We start from the raw sequence: 25,084 nt of genomic DNA on the forward strand, positions 1-25,084 counted from the left end.
GGGCGTCACTCGTGCCCGTCCGATGCATCCGTATTTCTATCTATACAATTTACGGATTGCTAAAATGGAAGTACAATGCTTAAACTAGCTGTCACTATTACATCTGCGAATAGTTAAGAAGGGTCTCATGGAACTGGAGCAGCTTCGCCAGCTTGTGGCAATCGTGGACTGTGGCACCATGTCCAAGGCGGCCGAGCGCCTGCACATCTCGCAACCCTCTATCAGCAGGAACATGCACGCCCTGGAGACGGAACTCGGTCAGGAGCTCTTCGAGCACGCGCGCAACCGAATAACGCTCAACGACGCTGGGGCCATCGCCTTGGACAGCGCGCGCAAGGTGCTCGCAGACGTGGACGTGATGCGCGGCGACCTCGACGAGCACGCGAAGCGCAAGCGCACCATCCGTCTGGGCACCGTAGCGCCGGCACCCATGTGGCTCCTCACCGAGCGAACCGTGACGGCCCACCCTGGCACGATCTTCTCGACGGAGTACCTGGGCGAGCAGGACCTCGAGAGAGCGCTGCTCGACCGCAGCGTGGACCTGGCGATCCTGATTCGCCCGCTCGCCCTGCCAAACATGACATCGCGCCAGCTGATGACCGAGGCACTCTCGGTGGAAGCGCCGGCAGACGACGAGCTCGCAGGTCGTGACCACGTGACCTGGGAGGACATCAATGGGCGGCCGTTTCTCGTACTGGAATCCATAGGTTTTTGGATGGGCATCGTGCGCGACAACCTGCCCGATTCGCAGATCATCGTGCAGCAGGACCCACAGGTCTTCACACAGCTGGTTGCCTCGTCCGACCTGCTTAACTTTGTGACAGACGCCTCTGCGTTCTCTCACCCGTCAACGGGACGCGTGCGAATCCCCATCTGGGGCACGGGTGCCAGCGCAACGTACTTTGCTGCGTGCTTGAACGACTCGAGCGAGCAGGTGCGTCGCGTGCTCGACCTGTTTGGATGAGACAAAAAGCGCGGCGAGAAGAACGTTTCCTTCTCGCCGCGCATCAATTCGAACACGTCTCCCCCGTTTTACGGGAACAGCTCGTCATGACTTCCCGTGCGCTCCATCAGAGCGATTTCATCATCCGAAGTCCAGATAAGCAGCCAATCCCCTGCTTTTGCGACATGACATTCGCTGCTGCCAGCCCACCTGCCGACTAGGTCGTGCATACGATGCCTCCGACGAAGCTCCTCAAGGGCCTCGGGTGTGTTCTCTATGATGAGGTCGATAACCGCGGCGAGCGGACTGTCATCTACGTGCTTCTTACGCAGTCGCTTCACGTCACGCGCAAAGGCAAGGCTGTACTGGGCTTTGAGCCTACCCATTGTCTCACGCCTTGTAGGCAGCATCGAGAAGGTCCCGCCCAGTTGAGAACGAACTGGCGTTACCGCCCCTTGCCATGATGTCTGCGCCCTCCTTGAGCGCCGCGGCGGTCTCGTCATTGGGGGTCTCATGAGACAGATTCAGCGGGATGCGACGCTCACGAACAATCTGCCGATAGAACGCCCTGGTGACCGAGGAGAGATCGAAGCCGAAGTCCTCTACGATCTCGGTTGCCTGCTCCTTGGTCTTCTCGTCCACACGCACCGTAACCGAAGCCATAGCATCCTCCATTCGTAAGACATTATTATTGTATTGTCTTACGAATGCTCTGTCAATCTATGATGAACGGCCATCAGTAAGTCAAACAGTCTCGTTGACCCCCTACAGGTCGAGCTCCTTCACCCAGCTGTCGATATCGCCGTTGCTCGCATCCTCGCCGAAGCGCTGACCCGCCTGCCAGTCACCAGATCCCGCAACCGCCGCGAGGTTCTTTCCGGAGCCGCCTATACCCGAGGAGACCGAGGTGCAGAACGGAATCACGGTCTTGCTCGCAAAGTCGTTGTCGCTCGCGAAGTGTCTGATGGGCCACGCGTAGTCATACCACCAGATGGGGTATCCCACGAAGACCACGTCGTAGTCGGCCCAGCTGTCAGGAGCCGTCGCGCTCAGCGGGATGTCCCGCAGGCTCGTGTCCTGGTACTCCTTCGAGACGCGGCTGTTGTCGTCGTTGTAGTCGAGGTCGTCGTCGCTGTATGCCTGCTCAGGAACGACCTCGAACGTGTCGCCATCCATGTCCTTGGCGATGCGTTCCGCGACCCGCTTGGTGTGCCCCTGCGCGGAGAAGTACGCCACCAGGACCTTGTGGGAGCCTCCGTGCCCCTCTGCCCCGCGGCTGGATCCGGAGTCGTCAGCCGCGGACTGTGGGGAGCCGGAACCGTCGCCCGTCTGGGTGGAACCGCCGCTTGCGCACGCCGAGAGGCCCAGCCCGGCAACAAGCGCGAGCGTGCCCGTGACAAAATCCCTGCGGGTGATGCCAATCTGGTTCTTCATACCTCTCTCCATTTCCCTCACGCGGCGCCGGCACCCGAGCGGGCGCCGCAACCTGATAGCGCACGAACTAGCGTAATGAGACAAAGGGACTGTCCCTTTGTCTCACGCTGCCCCATGACAACACGCGTGCCAGCGCGCCGAGGGCCACAAACGGGAAGCCCGCCAGCAGCACCTCGAGCACCCCGTACGCGACGGGCGCGTCAACGGCGACGCCCGCAAACCCGTAGGCAAACGCAAGGTGTACGGGAAATCCCATGACCACAAAGTCGTAGGACCCCAGGGCGAGAAGAACGGCGCACCCCACAAGCGCGATCGTGCGTGCCAGGGGCCGCGCCCTTCTCCACCAGGCCCACACGCCGCGACCGCAATGCGTTCCCACGTGGAGCTGGGCCAGCACGTACATCCAGCACGCAAGCCCCGCGTGGACGGAACGCGACTGCCACAGGCCCAGGGGGCTCGGCAGGCGCAGGGGCAGCGCCGTCGTGAGCGGACCGACCGTGAGCAGCAGCGCCACACAGACAACCACGAGCAATACGATGGGGACGATGACCACGGCCCTCAGCGGCGTCCACCGTCCCCTGCCAAGCGTCTTCCACCAGGTGCGGTTGAGAAGGTTGTGCGCGACGGCAAGCGCAAAGAAGCCGATGCCCAGCCACTCGTGGAGGGCGCTCCCCGTGAGCGAGCGTGCCACGAGGAGTGCCAGATCCAAGATCATGGCCACGTCTACCAGGACCTTGAGGCCGCGGCGCAGCTCCCTCCGCATGATGCTAGCCAAGCTGCTCGTACGCCTGGGCGTCAACGGGCTCCAGCCACTCGGCGCTGGCACCCTCGGCGGGCACGGCCAACGCGATGTGCTGGAACCACGAGTCGGCCGCGGCACCATGCCAGTGCTTGACCTCGGGCTGGATGCTCACGACGTCACCGGGCCTGAGTTCCTGCGCGGGCTTGCCCCACTCCTGGTACCAACCGCGGCCGGCGATGCAGATGAGCACCTGGCCGCCCTTGTGGTGGATGTGCCAGTTGTTGCGGCAGCCCGGCTCGAAGGTGACGTTGGTGGCACCCAGCTGCGGGTCACCCAGCGGGGCCACCCAGCTGTTGCCCACAAAGTACTGGGCGTAGGCGTCGTTGGGCACGCCCTTGGGAAACTCCTTGGAGAGGCCAGACGGTTCGGCAATGCGCACGCCCTTCTCGCCCGCAGGCTCCTCGTCGTCCGTCCAGACCTCCTTGGCGAGGCGGAAGGCCGCCCAGCCCTTGGGCCAGCCGCTATACATGGTGGCATGCGTGATGATGGCCGCCGCCTCTTCGCGCGTGACGCCGTTTTTGCGCGCGTTCTCCATATGGTGGCGCAGCGAGCTGTCGGCGATGCCCTGCGAGATGAGCGCCACGATGGTGACGATGCCTTGGTCTTGGTGGAGATGGCCTCCTGGTCCCACACCTCGCCAAAGAGCACGTCGTCGTTGAGGTGCGCGAACATGGGGGCGAACTCTCCGAGCACGTCCCTGCCTGCGGTCTGCTTCATCTTAGTTCCTCTCCTTTGCCAAGGTGGCCACGCGGCCAGCCCAGTCCGTAACCTTGCGAGGGTCCGTCGCCATGCGCGAGCCGCCATCGGATCCAAACGTCACCGCGAGCGACTCGGCCACCCGTGCGCCCTCTGCCAGCCCCGACATGTCATCCAGCGCGGTGCCCTCCCAGCCGTCGCAGGTCGAGAAGGGCACGACGACCTTGTCGCGCCAGTCCCGCGCGTGCAGGAGCGTACGGACGGCAGGTGCCATACTGTACCACCAGGTGGGCGTGCCCACCGCAATCACGTCATAGTCGGCCGAGTCGTGCGCCAGGGGCTCAAGCTCGGGCTCGAAGCCCGCCTCCACCTCGCGCTTTGCCTGGTTCACCGTACCGTCGTAGTCCTTGGGATAGGGATCGACTGTCTCGATGCGCTCGACGTCGGCGCCACAGGCGTCGGCCAGCTCCTGCGGCACGCACTCCGTGTTACCGTTCGACCAGCTGTAGTACAGAACCAGAACCCGTCCCATGGGCACCTCCATCACGCCCGCAGTATCCTTTGCCGCGGCTCCTCGCCTACAACGGTAGTGTCTACGTCGCGCAATGTGAAATGCCTATGTGGGGGTGGTACCGGAAATCCGTACCAGACGATGACGTCTGGAGGATGGCGCGTGCTCCCTTGGGCAGAGGACAAGGGCGGTCGAGCCCTACATCAAGTACGGCCTCAAGGCCACGGCAACCATACGGGAGCTCGGATGTCCCAGCCGCGCACAGCTGGTGAGCTGGCACAGGGAGTGGCAGGAGAACGGAGGAAGGCTCGCGGACCGCAGCCTCGGGCAATGCACGCTGGAGCAGAAGGGGGCCGCGGCCAGGCACTGCCTCACCCATGGGAGGCGCAACGCCTCCGCCAGGCGCGGGCTTGGATACCCCAAGTGCACGGCGAGGCTCGCCGAGCGGATCGACGGGTACGCGCCCGGCGAGAGAGGGGCGACGCGGCCCAGGGTGTTCGACGCGTCCGAGAAGGCCGCTGCCGCCAGGGCCCCGGCATCTCGGGCATCGTCCGCCCAGGAGGTCGCCGACCTGGTAGGATGTACGAGATCCGCGCTCTGCAAGTGGAGGCGCGGGCTGCTTGAGGAGGAGCCCCCGATGTCCGAAGGCCGCCCCAGCAAGCCTGCGCGGACGCGGGGAAGGTCGCCTGCGACCCAGGCGGGCACCGCCGCCCTCGAGGCCAGGAAGGCCGAGCCCGAGGCCGAGCTCGAGGGGCCCGGGCTCAGGCGCGACATCATGGAGGGTGCCCTCGAGGTCCTGGGGAAGGGGGCGGGCGCCGACCCGGCAAGCGAGCCCGCGAACGGGGAGAAGACCCTGCTGATCGGGTCCCCGCGCCCCAAACGGGGGCCGTGCGAGCCTCCCTCGGCGCCCGGGATGGCCCGGCCAGGCTACCAGTGCCAGCAGGGGGCGCCCCGCGCCCCCGACAGGGGCGAGGGGGGCCCGCAGGAGGATCTCGGGGGTCCTCGACGCCAATGACGGCACCTGCGGAAGGCGCCGCATCCACGACGGGCCCGAGGCGGGGGGCGAGGCCATCGGGGGGCGCAGGATCGCCCGCATCATGGCCGGGGAGGGGCTCGAGGCCCGGGGCAGGACGAAGCCAAGGCGGCGCTGCAGCCCCTGCGCGGGCGAGGTCACGGAACATCCGGGCGACAAGGTCAGGCAGGACCTTGCGGCGGGGCTTCCCAGCTTCCTGTGGCCCGCGGACGTGACGCAGCTCTCGGTCCCCGCCGGCAAGCCCTGCCTCTCCCCTGTCCCGGACTGCTCCGGCGGCTCCATCGTGAGCTGGGCGACGTCGACCTCGCCGGACGCCGAGATGGCCAACTCGACGCCGGAAGCAGCCATCAGGCTTACCAAGCCCGGTGAGAGGGCCCACCTCGTCGTCCACGGCGGCTGCGGATGCCACCACCGGTGGCCCGGGTGGATATCGATCTGCGAGGAGGCGGGAGTCATCCGCTCGATGTCGAGGAAGGGCAGCCCTCCCGACAACTCCCGCATGGGGGGCCTCCTCGGCACCATGAAGAACGGGATGTCCTGCGGGAGGGACTGGGAGGGCGTCAGCCTGGGGGGGCTCGGGAAGAGGATCGATGGCTACATAGGGTGGCACGACACAAAGAGGATCAGGCGCTCGCTGGGCTCGATGGGCCCCTTGGCATACAGGCAAAGCCTAACCCTTGCAGCCTAGCGAGAACGGTACGGAAAAGCGGTACCACCCCCTGTACGCGAGTTTGGAATGCATGTCCTACATGCCAGACACGAGATATCTCGCTCGATATCCAAGCGAGAATGGTCAGGGGCTGGCGACGCTCAAGCTTTGACGCATTGTTTTGAGAAGTATTTCAGGAAAATGCTGCTATAGTTTCCTAAAATGTTTCGCGAAAGGGGATCCGATGGATGAAAAGACCCTAATCGAGAGAATCAGTTCCGGTGAGTCAGCAACGTGCGAATTGAAGCGTTGCGGAGGAAGGCCGGAAAACGACACGTTCGAGACAATCTGCTCCTTCGCGAACCATATGGGAGGCAACATCTATCTGGGTGTTGCCGACGATGGAGAAGTGCTCGGCATACCCGAGGCAAGCACCCTTTCCGTTCAGCGCAACATTGCCAATGTCGTATGTAATCCCAAGCTTTTCTCGCCTATCGTAACGGTCGAGACCGAAGCCGTAAGGTGCCAGGGAAAGGCCGTCGTCCGAGTGTGGGTTCCCATGAGCCCCGACGTCCACAGCTATAAGGGCACCGTCTACGACCGGGTAGCCGATGCCGATGTGGCAATACGCGGGGGAGGTCAACTAACCCAGCTCTACCTGCGAAAAGGCGGAGTGAGCTCCGAACGTCGGGTGTATCCCTATCTTTCCATAGAAGACTTGGACCCCACACTCATCGCCCAGGCTCGCAACATGGCAATCCTTCGTCGGCCAGGACATCCTTGGGGAGAGCTCTCGGACTCAGAGCTCCTACGGAGTGCCGGACTCTGGCAACGCAACTACGCGACCGGCGAGAAGGGGCTCACATTGGCCGCAGGCCTCCTCTTTGGTCCCGATGACGTCATTCGCTCCATCGCGCCCTCCTATCGAACTGACGCGCTGCTGCGCGTAGAGAACACCGATCGCTATGATGACAGGCTGTCTACTTCCACTAATCTGATTGACGCGTACAAGCAACTCATGACCTTTTGCGAGCAATACCTTCCCGACCCGTTCCATCTGGAAGGGGATGTTCGAGTAAGCGTTCGGAGCATCGTATGCCGGGAGCTGGTCTCGAACATGCTCATCCACCGTGAGTACTCCAGCCCAACCGCCGCCCAGCTTGAGATCAGTCGAGACGGCATAAGAACTCGCAACGCAAGCCGGACCTTCTTCCAAGGTCGGATACGACTGGACGACTTCAGCCCCGTCTCCAAGAATCCTCTTATTGCGTCCGTCTTCGCACAGGTCGGCCTTGCCGAGGAGCTTGGCAGCGGGACGAAAAATCTCTACAGATACTCGAAGCCGTTCCTTGGCGGAGACCCCTTACTTGAGGACGGCGACGTGTTTCGCGCCTGGATACCTAGAGACCCGCACAATCGACCCGCAAGGGAGACCAACACGAGGATTGGCGTGAACGACATCATCATGGAACTCGTTGCAAACGATGCCGAGACGACCGTACGCGACGTGGCGGAGCGGGCAGGCGTTACGCCGAGAACAGCCAGTTCGCATCTGAACGCCCTTGCCAATGAGGGCAGGCTCGAGGCAACCGGCTCGACGAGGGACCGCCGTTACCGCAAGGCTCGTAAGTAACATTAGCCACTCTCGTCGAAGCCTGCAGAGCCGCTTTGCCCGTCACCAATCGTTGTGAGGCGCAACCATGGAGCTACGAACCCTGAAGTACTTCCTCGACGTCGCGCGGGAGCAGAACATGACCGAGGCCGCCAACGTCCTGCACGTGACGCAGCCCACGCTGTCGCGCCAGATGACAGACCTCGAGCGCGAGCTGGGCTGCACCCTCTTCATGCGCACAAACCGTGCGACTATGCTGACTGCGAACGGGATGCGCCTGCGCCAGCGCGCCGAGGAGATCCTGCAGCTTGGTGCAGCAGACCGAGGACGAGATGGGCACCAAGCGGGAGGTCGCGGGCCTCGTCCGCATCGGCGCGGGCGAGACCCAAGCCATGCGCGTGCTGACCGACGCCTTTGCCGAACTGCGCCGCAACCACCCCCGCGTGACCTGCCAGCTCTACACCGGCAACGCCGACGCCGTGGAGGAGCGCCTGGAGCGCGGCCTCGTGGACTTCGCGCTGATGATCGAGCCCGTGGACGTGCGGAAGTACGACCACCTGGAGTTGCCCGCGCGCGACACCGTGGACGTCATCGTGGGGACGCGAAGCCCCTGGACAAGGTTGGACATCGTGACGCCGCAGACCCTGGTGCAGATGCCGCTGCTCGTGAGCTCGCGCACAACGCACCGGTCCTTCGACCTCGCGGCGTGGTCGGGTGGCCTCGTGACGTCCGGACGCCTGAACGTGGTAGGCACCTTCGGCCTCATAGGCAACGCGTCACTTCTGGTCGAGACCGGCGGCGTGTGCGCCCTGGGCATCAACCACCTGCTGGGGCTGCAGACGAGCGCGCTGCGCTTCTTGCCGCTGGAGCCGCAGCTCACCACTGGGTCCGTCGTTGCGTGGAAGCGGCACAGGATCTTCTCGCCCGCGTGCGAGGCGTTTCTGGAACAGCTGCGGGCCACGCTCGAGCAGTGATTACGCCCCGTAACGAGCAAGGATGTCAGCACGGTGCTGCAGCAGGTACTCGCGCATGAACGGGATGGAAAACGCGACGAATCCCGGCGCGGTACTCTCAATGATCTGCCGCTCGATCAGAATCCTACGATACGTGTTGGCGCTTGATGCCGGCATGCCCATACGTTGGGCAATCTCGGACGTAGACGATGCTCCTTCGTCCTCGGTCATGGCCAGCAGGTAGTCCACGGAGGGCTTCGTCAGCCCAGATATGGCTGTCTCCAGAACCGAAGAACCAAACTCTTGGAGCGCAACCTCCGAGCCACGTTTGGCATCCGCCAGCGTGATGGTGACGGAGTCTTGCGCATGTCGACGTCCTTCTCGCCAGACATAGTAGCCAACAAGCTGAATCAGATACGCATAGCCATGCGACTGCGCGGCTGCGTAGGACAGCGCGCCGTCGCCAATTCGCAGGCCCGACACCTCGATTGTCTTTCTGAGCGCCTGGGCGACCTCATCCGTCGGGATGCTGGCGAGCTCCTCCGCCTTTGCACGACGCAGGAACGTGATCCCCTCGCCGTTCAGGAGGTCGAGTGCCCCCGTAGTGATGCCCGCAAACAGCAGGCCGATGTCCTGCTGCTCGCGAATCATGTACTGAACGCTCGTGGCTATGGTGGCCATCTCGTCGTGAGAGGCATCCTGCACCTCATCCACGGTTATCAGCAAGCCCGAGCCGTGATTTGTAAGCGAGCGCGTCGCACGGGACAGCACTTCCCGGAACAACAGCTCCTCGGCTGCCCCGCCCAAATGCGCCTCAGCCGAAACGATGGGCAGCGAGATCTTTATGTCGAGTGACCTAATGCGTGCGTCATGGGCAAGCTGCTCCTGAATCGAGGCGCAGAGCGGCTCCCTACCCGAGACGTTCACCACCGTCCAACCACGGTCGTTGGCAATGTCACCCAGCTGGGTGAGAAGAACGGTCTTTCCCGATCCGCGCGGTCCCGTGATTCGCATCAGGCGGCCAGGTGCACCTGGGCCCTCGTCCAAGCCATCCATGAAATCATCGATCACGACCTCGCGGCCAATGAGCACCGGAGGCGTCATGCCCGCCGTGGGCTTGAACGGATTGACAAGTCTTTGCTGGCTCGGCATGGCTCCTCCTCTATACTCGACAGTAGAAATTATAGAGGATGTAGAAATTTTAGAAAAAATAGAAATTGTAGAAACTCTTGGAGCTTCAGACAAGACTATTCCCGGGGCCTCAAAGTGACATCCTGGTGAGGTCCCTGCTGCCGAGGAGGAAGCGGCGAACCTCCATCGCGTTGCCTTCGACTACGTAAAACACCATATAGTTCCCGACTGGGAACCAGTAATAGGCCTGCCTCCCGTCCGACCGACGATACACGGTTCCGAAGGCAGGTCGCTTGGCATGCTCCAAAATCGCCCGTTCAGTCTGGTCCAACAGGTTCTCCGCAGCTGCTGGGTTTTTCAATTGGGTCGCGATGTACGTAACAGCCGAGTTGAGGTCATCCCAGAAAAGGGGCAGGTATCTCAGCTCGTAGCTCTTGTCGACCCCGTCAGGCGCGCTTGGCATTAAGCCCCTCCCGAATCGAGCCGAAGACCTCCTCATGCGTATAGCGCAGCGACGTCGTCGAAGCCTGCACATCGGCCTCGTCGAGAGCAGCATCGACCGATCCGTTGATCCGGTCAAACTGGTCGATTGACATGACCACCATCGAACCATAGCCATTCTTCGTGAGAAAGACGGGACCATGCTCCTCGACGTCCTTCTCGACGTCTGAGTAATGATTGCGCAGGTCAGAGATGGGACGGATGTTCATGAGCACCTCCTGACGTATCGTTATCTTATCGATATTTTATCATTTTCGTCCCACTAACAAGGGTATGGCAAGAAATGACCTGGAGGTCCTACCCCAGCCGCTCACGGACGGCAGAGAGCGCCTGGACGGCGTCGCAGTCCAGGATGATGCTCTTCTCGCCCAGCTCGGCGGGGGCGAGCATCTCTCCCCTGTTGAGCTGCACGTACGTGGCGTGGCGGTTCTGGGATGCCATGCGCCAGAACGGGTACTTGACGATGCCCGGGGTGTTGCCGCCCACGCCCACCTCCAGAAGCACCAGGCGGTCGCGGCGGTGTCTGTGTAGGAACGCGTCGTAGCGCCGGGCCGCGGCATGCCAGCCCTCGTCCTCCACGAAGGCGTCGTCGCAGCGCAGGTTGGGCACCATGGGCTCGCCGCAACGCGGGCAGCGCGGCACCAGCTCCGTAGGCACGCGCAGGTCGCGCTGCCGCTCCACCATCTGGCAGACGATGTCCTCGTTGTCGTAGGTGGCTTGGTGGCAGGGCTTGGAGCACTGCAGCAGGTCGTAGTCGCCCTGCGTGTAGAACAGGCGGTCGCGCTCGATTCCCGCGCGCTGGAACTGGTGGTCCACGTTGGTGGTCAGCACAAAGTAGTCGCGGCTGTGCAGCATCTGCACCAAGGCCTGGTAGGGCTGACCCACGGGACAGACATAGCGGTTGAGCCAGATCATATGGCTCCACCAGGCCCAATAGGTCTCCTGGTCCGGGAAGGGATAGAAGCCGCCCACGTACATGTCCGTTATGCCATATGCGGCGCGGAAGTCCGCGAAGTTGTCGTCGAAGCGCTTCCCTGCGTACGAGAAGCCCGCCGCAGCCGAGAGGCCTGCACCGGCACCCACCAGCACGGCGTCGGCACCGCGCACCGCATCCGCAATCCTATCCACGCACTCCGAGAAGCTCCCGGTAGATGTCGTGGTCCACTGGCTTGAATACATCAAATATCACCCTCATCTGGCTGTCGGTCTGTCTCTTCCAGTCGCGCACCGCGGCTACGGCCACCTGCGCCGCATCGCGGTTGGGGTAGCTGAACTCCCCTGTCGATATGCAGCAGAACGCCACGCTGGCAAGCCCCCGCTCGCACGCCAGCTCCAGGCAGGACGTGTAGCAGCTGGCCAAGAGCTCACGGTCCCGCCGCGACGGACGCACGCTTCCCACGATGGGTCCCACCGTATGCAGCACGTGCGCCGCCGGCAGGTTGTAGCCGGGCGTGATGCGCGCGACGCCGGTGGGCTCCTCGTGCCCCTGGTCGGCCATCTGGCGCGCGCATGCCAGTCGCAGCTGGATGCCTGCGTAGGTGTGGATGGCATTGTCGATGCAGCGGTGGTTGGGCACGAAGCAGCCCAGCATCTGGCTGTTGGCCGCGTTGACGATGCCGTCCGCCGCAAGCCGGGTAATGTCGCCGCGCCACACGGCGATGCCCTCGGGCGAGAAGGACACGTCGTTCTCGCCTACGGCCCCGCCGCGCTCGACCAGGCGTTCCCGCAGGTACGCGTCCTGCACACGCAGCAGCTCGGGGTCGGCCGGCTCGGGCGGGCGCATGTTCACGAGGGCCCGCAGCAGCAGGCGCTGGCCCTCCTCGTCTGCAGGTATCTCGGGAACGTCTGCACCCCAGCTACGCCTCTCGTTGCAGAACGCGCGGATGAGCCAGAGCCTCCGCTCGTCCTGTGTCATGTCCTTCTCCATCGGATTCCTCCGTTCGCATTCACCTGTCGCCGTGCTTGTTGTGGCAATACTACCAAACGTGTCAAATTCTTCTTGACACGTTGCATGTCACAACATATATTACATGTAAGCCAAGGGAGAGGAACCATAATGGACGCACAGGACTGCCTGCAGACGCTTCGCGAGATCAGGGACATCTCGTTCGCGACGGTAGACGCAGAGGGCCACCCACAGATCCGCATCATCGACGTGATGCTCGTGGGCAAGGGTGCGCTTTACTTCTGCACCTCGCGCGGCAAGGACTTCCATGCGCAGTTGATGCGCGAGGCGCATGTGGCCATCGTGGGCATGACGCGCGACTACAAGATGGTGCGCCTGGCGGGCGAGGCGCACTTCGTCACCGACGACCCGCACGCCTGGATCGACCGCATCTTTGACCAGAACCCGTCGATGAACGACGTGTATCCCGGCCAGTCGCGCTACGTCCTGGACCCCTTCGTGATCGATAATGGCTGCATTGAGATCTTCGACCTGGGGGTCTCCCCCATCTATCGTCAGACCTTCTCGCTGGGAGGCGCGTCCGTGCACGTGCAGGGCTTCCAGATTACCGACGCCTGCATCGGCTGCGGCACGTGCGCACGCAACTGTCCGCAGCAGTGCATCACCCGGGGCAAGCCCTTCGTCATAGCCCAGGAGCACTGCCTGCACTGCGGACTGTGCTACGAGAACTGCCCCGTCCAGGCCATAGTGAAAAGAGGATAGATGCTTGCACAGACTTGGGACCTGCTCGTCCAACGCTGGGACTTCTTCTCGGGCCTGCTCTTGGAGCACGTGGAGATATGCCTGGTTGCCATCCTTATCGCCATCGTGTTTGGCGGCATCGCCGGCATCCTCATCAGCGAGTACCAGAAAGCGGCCAAACCCACGTTGGCCGTCGTGAACTTCCTGTACACCATCCCGTCCATCAGCATGCTGGGCTTTCTCATCCCCTTCAGCGGCGTGGGTGACGCGACGGCCATCATCGCGCTTACCGTCTACGCGCTGCTGCCCATGGTGCGCTCCACCTACACGGGCATGACCAACGTGGACCCCGCCATCATGGAGGCCGCCAAGGGCATGGGCGGCACGCGCATGCAGACGCTCGTGCGCGTGCAGCTGCCGCTGGCCCTGCCCGTTATCATGAGCGGCATCCGCAACATGGTCACCATGACCATCGCGCTTGGCGGCATCGCGTCGTTCATCGGTGCGGGCGGCCTGGGCGTGGCCATCTACCGAGGCATCACCACCAACAACGCCGCCATGACCATGGCAGGCAGCCTTCTCATTGCCGTGCTTGCCCTGGTAGTAGATGCCATTCTCGGCTTTGTCGAGAAGCTCATGCAGATGCGCGGTGCCAAGGCGCGCCGCACCAACCGTAGGCTGGCCATCGGTGCCGCGGCGGCATGTGCAGCCGTGGCGTTGGGTGTAACCGTACCGGGGATGCTCGCCGGGGCCAGCGACACCATCCACGTGGCCACCAAGCCCATGACCGAGCAGTACGTGATGGGCGAAGCCCTCAAGATGCTCATCGAGCACGACACCAACCTCAAGGTGGAGCTCACCGAGGGCGTGGGTGGCGGTACCTCCAACATCGAGCCCGCCATGGAATCCGGCCAGTTCGACCTGTACCCGGAGTACACGGGCACCGGTTGGGCGATGGTCCTCAAGAACGAGGGCACCTACTCCGAGGACGAGTTCGACCAGTTGCAGGCAGGCTACCAAAACCTTGGCATGAGCTGGGTGGGGATGTACGGCTTTGGCAACACATATGGCATAGCCGTGCGCAAGGACGTCGCCGAGAAGTACGACCTCAAGACCTACTCGGACCTGGCCCGCGTGACAGACCAACTGACTTTAGGCGCTGAGGCAGACTTCTTCGAGCGAGAGGACGGCTACGATGCCCTCTGTAACACCTATGGCATGAGCTTTGGCAGCACCATGCAGATGGACATCGGCCTCAAGTACGACGCGCTGGCCCAAGGCAGCGTCGATGCCATCGTGATCTTTACCACCGATGGCAAGCTGAGCACCGCAGACGCCACAGTCCTCACCGACGACAAGGGCTTCTTCCCCTCCTACCAGTGCGGCAACGTCGTGCGCAACCAGGTGTTGCAGCAGCACCCCGAACTGCGCGACGTGCTGGAGAAGCTCCAGGGCACCATCTCCGAGCAGGACATGGCACGCATGAACTATGAGGTGGAAGAGGAAGGCAGGGACCCCAAGACCGTGGCCGAGGAGTTTCTCAGCTCGAAGGGACTGATCTGATGAACACCACGACGACCAACGACGTCGCTATCGAGTATCGCGACATCTGCAAGTCCTATGGCGAGAAGAGCGTGCTTGAGCACCTGGCTCTCAAGGTCCCCCGGGGCGAGTTCGTCACCATGATCGGCTCCTCCGGCAGCGGCAAGACCACGGCGCTCAAGATGGTAAACCGGCTGATGGAGCCCACTTCGGGAGACGTGCTGGTCAATGGGCGCAACGTCCGCGACGTAGACCCCATCCAGCTGCGCCGCAACATCGGCTACGCCATCCAGGGCAGCGTCTTGTTCCCCCACATGACGGTGGAGGACAACATCTCATACGTGCCCAACCTGCTGAACAAGCGCGACCACGAGCGCACGCACAAGGCGGTGCGCAAGTGGATGGACATCGTGGGGCTCTCCGACGACCTGCTGGAGCGCTACCCGTCCGAGCTTTCGGGCGGCCAGCAGCAGCGTGTGGGCATCGCGCGCGCCCTGGCCGCGTCGCCGGACATCCTTCTGATGGACGAGCCGTTCGGCGCCGTGGACGAGATCACCCGCGCTCAGCTGCAGGCGGAAATCTCCCGCATTCACCACGAGACCGGCATCACCGTGATGTTCGTGACCCACGACATCGGCGAGGCGCTGCGCCTGGGTACCCGCGTGCTGGTGCTCGACGGCGGCAAGGTCCAGCAATACGGCGCGCCCGAGGAGATTCTGGCGAATCCCGCGACGGAGTTCGTCGAGCAGCTGGTCTCACGCCAGCGTCACACCTGCGACCTGCCGGATGACCAGCTGTGCGCCTGCGGTCACAGCGGCGCGGCGCGGGCCGGGGCGGCACTCGCAAGGTAACGATCAGAGGAGGTCTTTCGATGGCAACTTCCATTCCCGAATCTATGCGTGCCATCGTGGTACACGAGGCCGGCGGACCCGAAGTCCTGCGTCTAGAACAGCGCCCCGTACCCGCATTGAGGCCGGGATGGTCGCTCGTGCGCGTACGTGCCCGCGGCCTCAACCACTCCGAGGTGTTCACGCGCCAGGGGCTCTCGCCCTCGGTACGCCTCCCGCGGGTCCTCGGAATCGAGTGCGTGGGCGAGGTCGCGGCAACGACCGACCCATTGCGCCTGCCCGTGGGTCAGAAGGTGGTCTCCATCATGGGCGAGATGGGCCGCGCCTTCGATGGCAGCTATGCGGACTACGCACTTCTCCCCAACGAGCAAATCCATCCCATCGAGTCGAGCCTCCCTTGGGAAGCTCTCGCGGCCATCCCCGAGACCTGCTACACCGCCTACGGCTCCCTCCTCAACCTGCACCTGGAGGCAGGGCAGACGGTCCTCGTACGCGGCGCAACCAGTGGCGTTGGCATGGCGTTCGCGAAGCTGGCTCGCTCCATGGCTCCGGGGCTGCACCTTGTGGGCACCACCCGCAGCGAGGCGCGCACAGGCCTGCTGCTCAAGGGCGGATACGACGACACGGTGCTTGACCTGGACGGGACGCTGCAGGTGGAGGGTCGTCCCTACCAGCGTGTCCTGGAGCTTGTAGGACCGGCAACCCTTAGGGACACGTGCAGCCATGTGTCTGCGGGTGGCATCGTCTGCAGCACAGGCCAGCTGGGTGGCGTATGGTACATGGAGGACTTCGACCCCATCGTCGACCTGCCGAGCAACGGCTTTCTCACCAGCTTCTACTCGGGAAACGTGGATGAAGAACGGCTTGCCGGACTCATCTCGTACGTGGAGGAGAAGGATGTGGACGTCGGACCCGCAGCGGTCTTTTCGCTTGGCCACATGGCAGACGCCCACCGCTTCCTGGAGGGCTCGAAGGGCTTTGGCAAGGTTGTTGTTACGGAATAGGTGAACGAATGCAGATAACCAGCAGGCTCACGATGGCGGCGCACATGGTGTGCGCCATAGACTACTTTGGTGACACGAGGCCCGTGACCAGCACCTTCCTCGCGGGAAGCATCGGCACGAGTCCCGTCATGGTGCGCACGATCATGGGCATGCTCAAGCAGGCGGGCATTATCAGCTCAAGCAAGGGCAAGACCGGCATCACGCTGGCCAGGCCCCTGGATCAGATAACGCTCTTGGACCTGTGGCGCGCCGTGGACCAAAGCGACGCGGACTCGCTCTTCCACTTCCACGAGAGCCCCTGCCCGCAGTGCCCTGTGGGCGGCAACATCCACGCCGCCCTGGACAGCAGGCTTGAGGCGGCGCAGCACGCACTCGAGGACCAGTTGCAGCGCACCACCCTGGCAGACGTCGAGAAGGACGTCCGCCTGCTCGCCGCCAGCCAGGCTTTGCCAGGCGGCCCCATGGGAGAGATGGTTGCGTTGTGAAGTTCACGTCTGTCTCGCCTGAAGTATCCATGTTTGGCAATACTATCTTCTAGTAAAAACTACTTCGTGTTGGAGGCATCTTGGACGAGAAGACCAGGCAGCAGCTGTGGCAGGAGGAGAACTCCCCCGCAGGCCGCGTGACGCGTGCGATGGGCCAGATCCAGAGCCGCAGCCTCTCGAACGCGCCGCAGGTGTCGCGCGGCGAGATTGGCGTGCTGGGCTTCCTGGAGTCGCACGGAGGCTCGGCGGCCCCGTCCGACCTTGCCGAGGCTCTCAACGTGACCACCTCGCGCATCGCGAACACCTTGAAGGCGCTCCAGCGAAAGGGCTATGTCACACGCGACATAAACCCCGACGACCGACGCGGCGTCATCGTGACCATCACGCCCTTGGGAAGGTCCTTCGGCGAGGAGCGCTACCTCGAGGCCGTCCGGAACACCAGCCGGCTGATGGCCGTGCTCGACGCCTCCGAGCAGAAGGAGCTGACTCGCCTCGTCCAGAAGATCGCGCACGCCGTCACAGGCGAGAAGGACGAGCCGTTCCGATAGGACGCTCTTCTCCCCCATTTAGCTTTTACTATTTGTTACTTCTACCACTAGCTACAAACGACGAGAAGGGGCGCTGGTGCTCAAGACACTTCGATACCTTGACGGGAAGCAGCGCTGGCAGTGCCTCGTGGTCCTGGCCTTCGTGGTCGTGCAGGTGTGGCTGGACCTGACCCTGCCCGACTACATGGCCAACATCACCACGCTGGCCGAGACCGCCGGCTCCTCCCTGTACGCGATCCTGTGGCAGGGCCTCATGATGGTCCTCTGCGCGCTTAGCTCCATGGTGGCCACCGTGGCCGCGACCTACTACGGCAACAAGGTGGCCGCCGGGCTTGCCGCCACGCTGCGCCAGGAGGTGTTCGACCACGCGCTCGACCTCTCCAAGGCGGACGTGGACCAGATGGGCGCCGCCAGTCTGGTCAACCGCTGCACCAACGACATCACGCAGATCCAGACCCTGGTGTCCATGGGACTTTCCGCCATCATCAAGGCTCCCATCATGGTGGTGTGGGCCGTCGTCAAGATCATGGGCTACGGCTGGCAGTGGACCTGCGCCACCGTGGTGGCAGCCATCACCCTGTGCATCGTGCTGGGCGTCACTATGTCCATCGCCGTGCCGCGCTACCAGCGCATCCAGGGCCTGACCGACGGCTCGGGCCTCACGCTCTTCTCGCAGATGATTGTCTTTAGCAACTACGCCATCCAGATCATCATGAGCTTCATGCTGCTATCCATGGTGTTCATCCTCTATCCCAGGGCGCAGGTGTCGGCAGGCCGCGTGATGGAGGTCATCGAGCGCACGCCGCAGATCCAGGATGGACCGGGCGTCGAAACCACGGACGAGAAGGGCACCGTGGAGTTCCGCAACGTCAGCTTTAGCTATCCGGATGACGGTGCCCGCGCCCTGGACGGCGTGAGCTTCCGCGCGGAGCCGGGCCAGACCGTGGCCTTCATCGGCGCCACCGGTTCGGGCAAGACGACGCTGGTGCAGCTGGTGGACAGGCTGTTCGACGCCACCTCCGGACAGGTGCTGGTAGACGGCCACGACGTGCGAGAGTACACGTCAACGCAGCTGCACCAGCGCATAGGCTACGTGCCTCAAACGACGACGCTCTTTGCCGGCACCGTCGCCAGCAACGTGTCGTACGGCAACGCGGGGCACGAGGTCACGCACGACGAGTTCATGCGGAGCTGCCCCACCTACCAGAAGATCGTCAGCTCGCAGCTTTCCAAGGAGGAGATTGCACATGCCTAGGCCAGGAGAGATGCCCGTGGGCACGGGCGAGAAGGTCGACCTCGGCTCAGCGCTCGGCAGGCTGGCCCGCTACGCCCACCGGTACGCGAAGGTGGTGCTGCTTGCCGTCGTGCTGGCGGTTGCCGGCGCCGTCCTGAACCTCATGGGACCGGGACGCCTGGGGCAAATCAGCGACCTCATAACCCAGGGCATCGGGGGCACCATCGACATCACGACCATAGGCCGCATGGGTGCCATACTGGCCGTCATCTACCTGCTGGGCTTTGCCGCCAACTACGCGCAGGGCCGGATCATGGCCGACGTGACGCAGGACCTCACGCGCGACATGCGTCGCGACATGACGGCCAAGATCGACCGCCTGCCGCTGCGCTACCTGGACTCCACCCCGCAGGGCGACACGCTGTCGCTCATGAGCAACGACGTGGACTCCGTGGGCTAGAGCCTCAACCAGTCCGTGTCGCAGCTGGTCAGCGGCGTGGCGCAGTTGGTCGGCGCGGCAATCGTGATGTTTGCCGCCAACTGGCAGATGGCTCTGGCGGGCATTGCCACGGCACTTCTCGGCATGTGGCTCTCCATGGGCGTCATCAAGCGCTCGCAGCCCTACTTTGCCCACCAGCAGAGGGCGCTCGCCAGCGTTGACTCCCAGGTGGAGGAGGTCATGGGCGCCCTGGACGTGGTGAAGGTCATGAATGGTCAGCAAGGCGAGCGCCAGCGCTTCCGCCAGCGCAACGCCACGCTGTACGACGCAGTCTGGAAGAGCGCCTTCCTCAGCGGCATGATGATGCCCCTCATGACCTTCATCGGCAACTTCGCCTACGTGGTGGTGTGCATCGTGGGTGGCACCTTAGCACTGGAGGGCACCATCAGCTTTGGCACCGTGGTGGCCTTCATGATCTACATCCGCCTGTTCACCCAGCCGCTGCAGACCATAGCCCAGGCGGCGACGTCGGTGCAGACCATGGCTGCAGCCTCCGACCGTGTGTTCGACTTCCTGGCACAGGACGAGGTGTCCGACGAGTCCGAGAAGACCGCACATATCGGGCGTGCTGCCGGCAACGTGGAGTTCGACCACGTGCGCTTTGGCTACGATTCCTCACGTGAGATCATCCACGACTTCAGCGCGGCCGCAAAGCCCGGCCAGAAGGTCGCCATCGTGGGCCCCACCGGTGCCGGCAAGACCACGCTGGTGAACCTCCTCATGAGGTTCTACGAGGTGGACGGGGGCTCTATACGCATCGACGGCACCAGCACGGCAGACCTCACCCGCGCCAACCTGCGCGACCAGTTCGCCATGGTGCTGCAGGACACCTGGTTCTTCCAGGGGACGCTGCGCGAGAACATCGCGTTCGACACGCCGGGCGTGACCGACGCCCAGTTGGACGCCGCCTGTGACGCCTGCGGACTCACAGGCTACGTGCAGAGCCTGCCCCAGGGCTACGACACCATGCTGGAACCCGACTCCATCAGCGCCGGCCAGCACCAGCTCATCACCATCGCACGCGCCATGGTAAAGGATGCGCCACTGCTGATCCTCGACGAGGCCACCTCCAGCGTGGACACCCGCACCGAGCTCAAGGTGCAGCAGGCCATGGACACCCTCATGCGCGGTCGCACGAGCTTCGTGATCGCGCACCGCCTCTCCACCATCCGCAACGCCGACCTCATCCTCTACATGGGAGGACGGCGACGTGAAGGAGAAGGGCACGCACGATGAACTGCTGACACGCGGTGGACGCTATGCCAAGCTCTACCTGAGCCAGTTCGACAGCGCGACATAACGAGCTTGCCAGCCAACGGTACGGGGAGCGCCTATGCAGTGAGCGCCCGTGTGGGAACCGCACAGACACCCTGCTCCACGAGATGGGCGTACTCCGATACTCCCGTGATCACCGCCATGAACTCTGGGGGTCGCACACGAGCATCGGCGTTGGGAATCAATTCCTCGCACAGTCTCCCCAGGCTGGCGACCCCGCCACCGACCCTGGCTTCGCTGGTCTCTGCCTCTAGAGCCGCCCAACGACCGTCCACAAGCTCGATGGCGGCATCTGCCTCAAGCCCGGTCGCCGCGCTGGGCCCCGTGCCGTCGGGCCGGTCTCGGCGATCGGCGGCGCGAAGAGGACTATAGTGTACGTGACGCACGCGGGCGGCGCCGATCGGGCCTGCCCGCGAGACGGCGAGGGCATGGGGGGCAACGTGCCCGAGAGGGGGAGGTCTGGTGAACGTTGACGACTACAGGAGGGCTCGCCTCGCGCTCGAGGATCGTCTCGACCAGAACCGCAAGAGCCGCGAGCGTGCCGAGCAGGGAAACGAGATCCTGGAGATGATCGGCCGCGACATGTGCGCATGGTCAGACGAGTTCGCCTACCTGACGCGCGGGATTCCCGACATGGATGCCAATGTGGCTGAGCTGCAGGATGGCGTGAACCAGTCCATGCTCGACATAGCCTACGGCTGTGACGAGCGGCTGCAGGAGCTCGATGCCGAGAGGCGCTCCATCGAGGACCGCATGGAGTCGGTCGACGGCGAGTTTGCCCGCTGGGCACGCAACGATCGGGAGGCGAACGGCGCCCGCAGCGCCCCCGATGCAGGACGGTGGGGCAACCCGATGCAGGGAGGCAGCCGATATGGCAGGTGACGGCGAGAGGCTCTCGAACGAGGACCTCGCCAGGTCGTATACGGACAGCATCACCACAGACTTCGAGGCCGAAGAGGTCGGAGGCGTCGACGGCGACAACACGAGCGCCGCCGCAGGTGCCAAGAGCACGGCAGACGCCATACGCTCGCTCATGGCAAATGCGGCGACCGAGGTGAACCTGGACGCAGCGGCAATCAGCAGCGTCGCTGGCGACTTTGCCGCCTGGGACGAGCTCATGTCCCGCTGAGAAGGAGAGGCGCATGGGGGCAATCATCAGACCAGCCGAACTCATCTCGATGCTCGACAGGAAGTCGACCATGATGGACAGGGCCGGCGAAGAGTGCTCGGAGCGTCGACAGGCGGTGAGCGAGTTTTGCAACGACACCTACCTCACGGCCGAGGCGTGGGACGCAGCACGCAGTCGGCTCAGCAACTACAGCGTGCTCTACGCGGGCATCACAGAGGCCCTCGAGAGGGTCAGGTCGGCAGACGACACGGTCAGGGACGCGCTCTCGTCCAACTTTGGAGCCGTCGCCGAGGTCAACGAGGACGAGTACGTACGGAAGAGGGACGAAGCCCAGAACATGCTCGACAGGATCGCAGAGCTGGAGTGCACGCCCTACGGCAACGACCCTGGCTTCAGCGCCGGGCTCTCGCTCATGCGCTACTGGTGCGACCGAGCTCGCATCGCCGCCCAAGACATGCTCGACAGGATCGCGGACTACCTGAGCACCACCAACGGGATCTACGAGGGCGCCGGCTCCTGCTCCGACATGCTCGCCACGCTGGCCAGGGGCACAGCCTCCCTATCAGAATCCGAGTTCAGCAAGAGCGGCGTTGGTTGGCCCAGCGCGGCGGACGCGAGCTGGATCGGCGAGCTCAAGGACATGCTTGGGAGCAGCGTCAAGTCCCTCGAGGACCTGTACAGCAACGGCGAGCTCGATGACGGGACGCTCGGAGGGATCTTCGACAGGCCCGTCGAGCTGTGGACCGACGGGGAGGCAACCGCCGTCGCGGAGCTCTACCGGAGAGCGGGCAGCCAGGCCGCCGGGGGCGACTCCACGCTGCTCGAGCGGTTCCTCAACGACGGCTATTGGCCATGCGAAGGGATACGCCATATCGGCTATTCGAACTACCAGAGCCCCAGCGAGATCTATATGGTCCGATACTCCATGCGGGACGGCCTCGCGGGGTTCCTCTCCGCCTATGCCGTCGCAACGACATCAGCCGCCTTTCAGGCCAACTCCCCGCTGAGCGACACGGAGAGGCTCCTCGCGAGCACCGCTGCGGGCCTCCTTGCCAGCGGGAGAACCTACACGCGCATCGGGGGCTTCAACTCGTACACCACTGCGGAAGACGCCCTCAAGGAGCTGGGCCCGAACATCAAGGTGAGTCACAACAGGTCTGAGACCGTTCGAGACGGCAAGGGCGAGGAGCACACATACATATACACGGAGATCACATACGGAGGGCAAGTGGAAGTCCCGGCAGACGGAGGGGGCAGTCTCTACTCCCACGGTGGCTTCGTTGCGATGACCGCGACGACAGACGTCAACGCCGCGTTCTCCGAGATGCGCGACATCGTCGCGGGCAGGAACTACAAGAACGAGTACCAAGCCGCCGGGGAGGGCCTTATTGAAGCCGCCGGCGACGCGGTCTCTGGCAAGATCCTCGACGGCATTCCCGTCCTTGGCACCGCGAAGAGCCTGGTCACCAGCACCGTCGAAAGCTACAGAGAGCAAAGTGCCGCCAACCATTCGATAGACACCGTCTTCGAGCTCGACCGGGCGGACACGGAAGCCCATTACAGCTTCTACGAGTACGGCACGCTCGTCTCGGACGCAAGCGGGGACGGCGCATACGTCGTGGCCCCCGGGTTTGCCAACGACGGGGATCGTCAGAAATTCACCAATGCATACAGCCAATATCGCTACGACAACACCAATGGTGGTACCACCTATGACAGCTACCTCGACTGGGCGCGATCGAAGCCCGAGGGTGGATACTCGATGACTTCCTTGGAGGGCTGGGCCAACACGAAGCCAACCAATTACGAGATTGCGAACAGCCCCGACAAACTTGCCTGGAGTGATCCAGCTACTAAGTACTAAGTAACAGGGAGGTAGCCACATGGAGAGGCCCGACACCATGACGAGGAGGGGGTTCGCATCCCTCGCGGCGGGCGCGCTCGCCTCCCTCCTCCTCCCACTCGGGGGATGCGGCGCGAGCCCGGCGGGGGACCCCGGCGACGCATGGCGCGTCATAGGCTCCAACGGCGAATGGGTGGGCACGGCCCGATTCTCCGACGCCGACGAGTACGGCTTCGCCCCCAACGGGCTTGCGGCCGTCGAGGACGCCGGGACGGGCCTGTGGGGCTTCGTCGACGAGGCAGGGAGGTGGGCCCTCCAGCCGACGTTCCTCAGGGCCCGCGAGTTCGCCCCCAACGGACTTGCCCCCGCGCAGGACGACGGGACGGGCCTGTGGGGGTTCGTCGACGAGACGGGCTCCTGGGCCATAGAGCCCCGATACGCGGACGCCTGGTCGTTCTACGACAACGGCACGACGCAGGTTCTGGACGAGTCGGGCCACAACATCGTCTGGCTGGACGGGGAGGGCAACGTTGTCGAAGACACCACTGCCGTGCGCCGGTGGGCCAGGAAGGACGACGGGACAGGGTTGTACGGCATCGCGGCGGCCGGCGGGGACTGGCTGTGCGAGCCTGCCTTCTCCTACCTGCAGACCGACCGCTACTCCGACTACCTCCTCGCCCGGCCGCAGGGCTCGGGGCTCTGCGGCGTCGTCGACGCGGGCGGCGGGTGGGTGGTCGGGCCCGCCTTCGCCGACCTGGTCATCGCCTTCGACGCGGGCGTCCTGGCCGCCAAGGACGCCGACACTGGGCTCTGGGGCTACGTCGGCTGGGACGGCGGCTGGGTGGTGCAGCCGGCCTTCTCCGACGCGACGCGGATGGGCGACAACGGGCGCGCGCTGGCCAGGGCGGCCTAGCTTGGGCCACGACGGGGGGATCGCATGAGGGGGCCGTGCGGCATCACGAGGAGGGGGCTCGCCTCCCTCGCGGCGGGCGCGCTCGCCGCCTGCCTCTGCGGCTGCGAGGCCGGCGGGGACCCGTCCGGCGCCTCGGAACAGGGGGCGCGGTGGCGCGTCATAGACTCCAGCGGCGACTGGGTGGGCACGGCCCGCTTCTCCGACGCCGACGGGTACGGCTTCGCCTCCAACGGGCTGGCGGCCGTACAGGATCCGACGACGGACCTGTGGGGCTATGTGGATTCCTCGGGAGGCTATGCCATCGAGCTGTGCTTCAGCGAAGCCAAGTGGTTCTCACCGAATGGCCTTGCCCCCGCCTGCGATACCGAGACGGGCCTGTGGGGGTATATCGGGAAGTCGGGTGAGTGGGCCATAGAGCCCCGATACGCCGACGCCTGGTCCTTCTACGAAAACGGCACTGCCTTTGTGCTAGACGCAGAAAGAGAGCGTACGACGTGGATTAACGAGAAGGGGGAAATCCTAGAGGGAAGAAGAAGCCCGCGCCCCCAGGCGAGGGAGGACCCGGCCAGCGGGCTCTGGGGCATCATAGCAGAAGACGGCACGTGGGCGCTCGAGCCCGCCTTCGCCGACCTCGCCACCGACGGCCACTCCGACTACCTCCTCGCCCGGCCGCAGGGCTCGGGGCTCTGCGGCGTCGTCGACGCGGGCGGCGGGTGGGTCGTCGGGCCCGCCTACGCAGACCTGGTCGTCGCCTTCGACGCGGGCGTCCTGGCCGCCAAGGACGCCGACACGGGACTCTGGGGCTACGTCGGCTGGGACGGCGGCTGGGTGGTGCAGCCGGCCTTCGCCGAG

The 25,084-nt window shown here is 64.1% G+C and carries 30 protein-coding genes and 2 pseudogenes; 20 read left to right on the forward strand and 12 right to left on the reverse strand.

Going from position 1 to position 25,084, the window contains the following annotated elements; all coding sequences use genetic code 11:
- Window positions 1-127 precede the first annotated feature (127 nt).
- The gene (locus tag E0E00_RS03140; RefSeq protein WP_130811137.1) at window positions 128-964 is read left to right on the forward strand and encodes a LysR family transcriptional regulator; all 837 of its coding nucleotides are present in this window, start codon (window positions 128-130) and stop codon (window positions 962-964) included.
- Between the two features lie 68 nt (window positions 965-1,032).
- On the opposite strand, the gene E0E00_RS03145 is transcribed toward E0E00_RS03140, so the two are convergent.
- The 6 genes from E0E00_RS03145 to E0E00_RS03170 all read right to left on the reverse strand — a co-directional run bounded on the left by E0E00_RS03145 (window position 1,033) and on the right by E0E00_RS03170 (window position 4,407).
- Complete coding sequence (locus E0E00_RS03145) at window positions 1,033-1,329, reverse strand: type II toxin-antitoxin system YafQ family toxin (RefSeq protein ID WP_130811138.1); 297 nt, start codon at window positions 1,327-1,329, stop codon at window positions 1,033-1,035.
- Window positions 1,330-1,333: 4 nt separating this feature from the next.
- Window positions 1,334-1,606, reverse strand: coding sequence for a type II toxin-antitoxin system RelB/DinJ family antitoxin (locus E0E00_RS03150; protein ID WP_130811139.1), 273 nt, complete (start codon window positions 1,604-1,606; stop codon window positions 1,334-1,336).
- A 102-nt stretch (window positions 1,607-1,708) separates the two neighbouring features.
- The gene (locus tag E0E00_RS03155) at window positions 1,709-2,377 is read right to left on the reverse strand and encodes a flavodoxin (protein ID WP_130811140.1); all 669 of its coding nucleotides are present in this window, start codon (window positions 2,375-2,377) and stop codon (window positions 1,709-1,711) included.
- A gap of 67 nt (window positions 2,378-2,444) precedes the next feature.
- Window positions 2,445-3,152: a hypothetical protein gene (locus E0E00_RS03160; RefSeq protein ID WP_130811141.1), complete on the reverse strand. Its 708-nt coding sequence runs from the start codon at window positions 3,150-3,152 to the stop codon at window positions 2,445-2,447.
- The gene (locus E0E00_RS03165) at window positions 3,145-3,810 is read right to left on the reverse strand and encodes a carboxymuconolactone decarboxylase family protein (protein ID WP_242622109.1); all 666 of its coding nucleotides are present in this window, start codon (window positions 3,808-3,810) and stop codon (window positions 3,145-3,147) included. The genes E0E00_RS03160 and E0E00_RS03165 overlap by 8 nt, the downstream gene beginning before the upstream one ends.
- Window positions 3,811-3,897: 87 nt before the next feature.
- Window positions 3,898-4,407, reverse strand: a complete 510-nt coding sequence (locus E0E00_RS03170) for a flavodoxin (protein WP_130811142.1) — start codon at window positions 4,405-4,407, stop codon at window positions 3,898-3,900.
- 247 nt (window positions 4,408-4,654) lie between these two features.
- Here E0E00_RS03170 and E0E00_RS03175 point away from each other — a divergent pair, with 247 nt between their 5' ends.
- The 5 genes and pseudogenes from E0E00_RS03175 (at window position 4,655) to E0E00_RS03190 (ending at window position 8,654) form a co-directional block, all read left to right on the forward strand.
- Window positions 4,655-5,401 (forward strand): hypothetical protein, encoded by a 747-nt coding sequence (locus E0E00_RS03175; protein ID WP_130811143.1) that lies wholly within the window; start codon window positions 4,655-4,657, stop codon window positions 5,399-5,401.
- An 82-nt stretch (window positions 5,402-5,483) separates the two neighbouring features.
- Entirely contained in the window at window positions 5,484-6,107 is a 624-nt protein-coding gene (locus tag E0E00_RS03180) for a hypothetical protein (protein ID WP_130811144.1), read from the forward strand.
- Between the two features lie 205 nt (window positions 6,108-6,312).
- Entirely contained in the window at window positions 6,313-7,701 is a 1,389-nt protein-coding gene (locus E0E00_RS03185; protein WP_130811145.1) for an RNA-binding domain-containing protein, read from the forward strand.
- A gap of 67 nt (window positions 7,702-7,768) precedes the next feature.
- A pseudogene (locus E0E00_RS15305) lies at window positions 7,769-7,939 on the forward strand (LysR family transcriptional regulator); the annotation flags it as partial.
- Between the two features lie 52 nt (window positions 7,940-7,991).
- The gene (locus E0E00_RS03190) at window positions 7,992-8,654 is read left to right on the forward strand and encodes a LysR family transcriptional regulator substrate-binding protein (RefSeq protein WP_242622154.1); all 663 of its coding nucleotides are present in this window, start codon (window positions 7,992-7,994) and stop codon (window positions 8,652-8,654) included.
- Here E0E00_RS03190 and E0E00_RS03195 read toward each other — a convergent pair whose 3' ends face one another.
- The 5 genes from E0E00_RS03195 to E0E00_RS03215 all read right to left on the reverse strand — a co-directional run bounded on the left by E0E00_RS03195 (window position 8,655) and on the right by E0E00_RS03215 (window position 12,192).
- Window positions 8,655-9,785, reverse strand: coding sequence for an ATP-binding protein (locus E0E00_RS03195; protein ID WP_130811146.1), 1,131 nt, complete (start codon window positions 9,783-9,785; stop codon window positions 8,655-8,657).
- Between the two features lie 109 nt (window positions 9,786-9,894).
- Window positions 9,895-10,227, reverse strand: a complete 333-nt coding sequence (locus E0E00_RS03200) for a type II toxin-antitoxin system RelE/ParE family toxin (RefSeq protein WP_130811147.1) — start codon at window positions 10,225-10,227, stop codon at window positions 9,895-9,897.
- On the reverse strand, window positions 10,211-10,474 hold the full coding sequence (locus E0E00_RS03205) for a type II toxin-antitoxin system Phd/YefM family antitoxin (protein ID WP_130811148.1): 264 nt from the start codon (window positions 10,472-10,474) through the stop codon (window positions 10,211-10,213). Before E0E00_RS03205 ends, E0E00_RS03200 begins: the two co-directional genes overlap by 17 nt.
- A gap of 88 nt (window positions 10,475-10,562) precedes the next feature.
- Window positions 10,563-11,444 carry a Sir2 silent information regulator family NAD-dependent deacetylase gene (locus E0E00_RS03210; RefSeq protein WP_130811149.1) on the reverse strand — a complete coding sequence of 294 codons (882 nt, stop codon included), beginning with the start codon at window positions 11,442-11,444 and terminating at the stop codon, window positions 10,563-10,565.
- On the reverse strand, window positions 11,386-12,192 hold the full coding sequence (locus tag E0E00_RS03215; RefSeq protein WP_242622110.1) for a protein-ADP-ribose hydrolase: 807 nt from the start codon (window positions 12,190-12,192) through the stop codon (window positions 11,386-11,388). Before E0E00_RS03215 ends, E0E00_RS03210 begins: the two co-directional genes overlap by 59 nt.
- A gap of 129 nt (window positions 12,193-12,321) precedes the next feature.
- Between E0E00_RS03215 and E0E00_RS03220 the strand changes: the two genes are divergently transcribed.
- The 9 genes and pseudogenes from E0E00_RS03220 (at window position 12,322) to E0E00_RS14905 (ending at window position 20,308) form a co-directional block, all read left to right on the forward strand.
- A complete protein-coding gene (locus tag E0E00_RS03220) occupies window positions 12,322-12,933 on the forward strand; it encodes a 4Fe-4S binding protein (RefSeq protein WP_130811150.1) in 612 nt (203 codons plus the stop codon).
- Complete coding sequence (locus E0E00_RS03225; RefSeq protein WP_130811151.1) at window positions 12,934-14,475, forward strand: glycine betaine ABC transporter substrate-binding protein; 1,542 nt, start codon at window positions 12,934-12,936, stop codon at window positions 14,473-14,475. It abuts the gene before it with no gap.
- Window positions 14,475-15,305: an ABC transporter ATP-binding protein gene (locus tag E0E00_RS03230; protein WP_130811152.1), complete on the forward strand. Its 831-nt coding sequence runs from the start codon at window positions 14,475-14,477 to the stop codon at window positions 15,303-15,305. The genes E0E00_RS03225 and E0E00_RS03230 overlap by 1 nt, the downstream gene beginning before the upstream one ends.
- A gap of 20 nt (window positions 15,306-15,325) precedes the next feature.
- On the forward strand, window positions 15,326-16,306 hold the full coding sequence (locus E0E00_RS03235) for an alcohol dehydrogenase catalytic domain-containing protein (protein ID WP_242622111.1): 981 nt from the start codon (window positions 15,326-15,328) through the stop codon (window positions 16,304-16,306).
- Window positions 16,307-16,314: 8 nt separating this feature from the next.
- Window positions 16,315-16,791, forward strand: coding sequence for an Rrf2 family transcriptional regulator (locus E0E00_RS03240; RefSeq protein WP_130811153.1), 477 nt, complete (start codon window positions 16,315-16,317; stop codon window positions 16,789-16,791).
- A gap of 80 nt (window positions 16,792-16,871) precedes the next feature.
- Window positions 16,872-17,339 (forward strand): MarR family winged helix-turn-helix transcriptional regulator, encoded by a 468-nt coding sequence (locus tag E0E00_RS03245; RefSeq protein WP_130811154.1) that lies wholly within the window; start codon window positions 16,872-16,874, stop codon window positions 17,337-17,339.
- 76 nt (window positions 17,340-17,415) lie between these two features.
- Window positions 17,416-18,594, forward strand: a complete 1,179-nt coding sequence (locus E0E00_RS03250) for an ABC transporter ATP-binding protein (RefSeq protein ID WP_130811155.1) — start codon at window positions 17,416-17,418, stop codon at window positions 18,592-18,594.
- Between the two features lie 10 nt (window positions 18,595-18,604).
- Window positions 18,605-19,504, forward strand: a pseudogene (locus E0E00_RS14900) (ABC transporter ATP-binding protein); the annotation flags it as partial.
- 48 nt (window positions 19,505-19,552) lie between these two features.
- Entirely contained in the window at window positions 19,553-20,308 is a 756-nt protein-coding gene (locus tag E0E00_RS14905) for an ABC transporter ATP-binding protein (RefSeq protein WP_242622155.1), read from the forward strand.
- Window positions 20,309-20,403: 95 nt separating this feature from the next.
- Here E0E00_RS14905 and E0E00_RS03260 read toward each other — a convergent pair whose 3' ends face one another.
- Window positions 20,404-20,733 (reverse strand): hypothetical protein, encoded by a 330-nt coding sequence (locus E0E00_RS03260; protein ID WP_130811156.1) that lies wholly within the window; start codon window positions 20,731-20,733, stop codon window positions 20,404-20,406.
- A gap of 76 nt (window positions 20,734-20,809) precedes the next feature.
- On the opposite strand from E0E00_RS03260, the gene E0E00_RS03265 reads away from it, so the two are divergent.
- From E0E00_RS03265 to E0E00_RS03285, 5 genes are all read left to right on the forward strand, one after another.
- The gene (locus E0E00_RS03265) at window positions 20,810-21,229 is read left to right on the forward strand and encodes a hypothetical protein (protein ID WP_130811157.1); all 420 of its coding nucleotides are present in this window, start codon (window positions 20,810-20,812) and stop codon (window positions 21,227-21,229) included.
- Window positions 21,219-21,476, forward strand: coding sequence for a hypothetical protein (locus E0E00_RS03270; protein WP_130811158.1), 258 nt, complete (start codon window positions 21,219-21,221; stop codon window positions 21,474-21,476). Before E0E00_RS03265 ends, E0E00_RS03270 begins: the two co-directional genes overlap by 11 nt.
- 13 nt (window positions 21,477-21,489) lie before the next feature.
- A complete protein-coding gene (locus E0E00_RS03275) occupies window positions 21,490-23,340 on the forward strand; it encodes a hypothetical protein (protein WP_130811159.1) in 1,851 nt (616 codons plus the stop codon).
- 19 nt (window positions 23,341-23,359) lie between these two features.
- The gene (locus tag E0E00_RS03280; protein WP_130811160.1) at window positions 23,360-24,232 is read left to right on the forward strand and encodes a WG repeat-containing protein; all 873 of its coding nucleotides are present in this window, start codon (window positions 23,360-23,362) and stop codon (window positions 24,230-24,232) included.
- Window positions 24,233-24,256: 24 nt separating this feature from the next.
- A partial coding sequence (locus E0E00_RS03285) for a WG repeat-containing protein (RefSeq protein ID WP_130811161.1) occupies window positions 24,257-25,084 on the forward strand: 828 nt, incomplete at its 3' end.

It is taken from the genome of Olsenella sp. Marseille-P4559, assembly GCF_900605015.1.
In the GTDB taxonomy this organism is placed as follows: Bacteria; Actinomycetota; Coriobacteriia; order Coriobacteriales; family Atopobiaceae; genus Tractidigestivibacter.